Origin of the sequence: Streptomyces sp. NPDC006655 (assembly GCF_040703965.1) — a bacterium.
GTDB lineage: Bacteria > Actinomycetota > Actinomycetes > Streptomycetales > Streptomycetaceae > Streptomyces.
The window spans coordinates 1-1,105 of the sequence record NZ_JBEYJU010000263.1; the positions used below are offsets into that span (position 1 = coordinate 1).

Annotated in this window: 2 protein-coding genes; both read right to left on the reverse strand. The window is 71.0% G+C overall.

Going from position 1 to position 1,105, the window contains the following annotated elements:
* Window positions 1-293 (reverse strand): nuclear transport factor 2 family protein (locus AB0958_RS45195; protein ID WP_366896305.1); only part of this gene is annotated, 293 nt, incomplete at its 3' end.
* Window positions 294-298: 5 nt separating this feature from the next.
* On the reverse strand, window positions 299-1,105 hold an 807-nt coding region (locus AB0958_RS45200), incomplete at its 5' end, for an MBL fold metallo-hydrolase (protein WP_366896306.1).

The window sequence follows — 1,105 nt, forward strand, 5'->3', positions numbered from 1 at the left end:
GCGGTGTAGCGGGCGAGGACGACGACGTTCTCGCCGTCGACGACGTAGGTGTCGTCGTGGGCGGTCCAGTTGTCCCACTCCTGGTCGAGTTTCTCCATGACGTTGGCGGTGACGTCCTCGGGGGTGCGGTAGGTCCCGGCGAGCGGGAAGCCGGCCATCTCCGTCCACTCCACGTCGGGGGCGAGGGTGGCGCGCAGGGCGTCCAGGTCGCCGGCGGCGGAGGCCAGGTACTGGCGGCGGACGACGTCGGCGGGTGCGGTGGAGGTGGCGAACTCGGTGCTGTCGTGGGTCATTTCGGTCAGCCCCACTTCATCTCGCCCTTGGCGACCTTCGCGCCGATCTGGGCGGCGATCAGCATGCCGTTGTCGGGGTAGCGCTTGACGAGGGCGTCGTTCAGGGCGGCGCCGTCGGCGGCCTTGCCGAGTTCCTCCTCGAAGGCGATCAGGTAGTCGCGGGTGGCGGTGATGGCGGAGGCGTCGGCAGCGGTGCCGGGGAGGCGGTGGCCGGGGACGACCAACTGCGGGTCGAGGGCGGTCATTTCGTCGAGCAGGTCGATCCAGGCGGTGCGGTCGCCGGGGGTGGGGGTGTCGGCGACCCAGACGTGCTCCTGCTGGAAGAGCAGGACGCCGCCGAGCAGGGCGCGGTGCTCGGCCTGCCAGAGGTAGTGGCGGTCGGGCAGGCCGGCCGGGCCGCCCTTGAGCGCGAAGCGGTGGCCCTCCAGGGTGAGGTCGCCGGTCAGCGGCTCCAGGTCGACCGGGCGGGTGGGCAGGTTCGGGCCGAGCGCGGCCCAGGCCTTGAGCTTGCCCTCGTAGGAGTGCTTGATGTGCTCGATGACGAGCGGGGTGGCGACGAACCTCGCCTCGGGGAAGGCGTCGGCGATCACCTCGGCGCCGAAGTAGAAGTCGGGGTCGCCGTGGGAGACGAAGACGGTGGTCAGCGTCTTGCCGGAGTCGAGGATCTCGGCGGCCAGGCGGTGGCCGTCGGCGCGGGTGAAGGCGGCGTCCACCAGCAGCGCCTCGCTCTCACCGGTGACGAGGGTGGCGGTCTTGTTCTTGCTGCCGGCCGGGAAGTCCAGGTCGAGGACCTTGAAGGAGAGAGTGCTCAT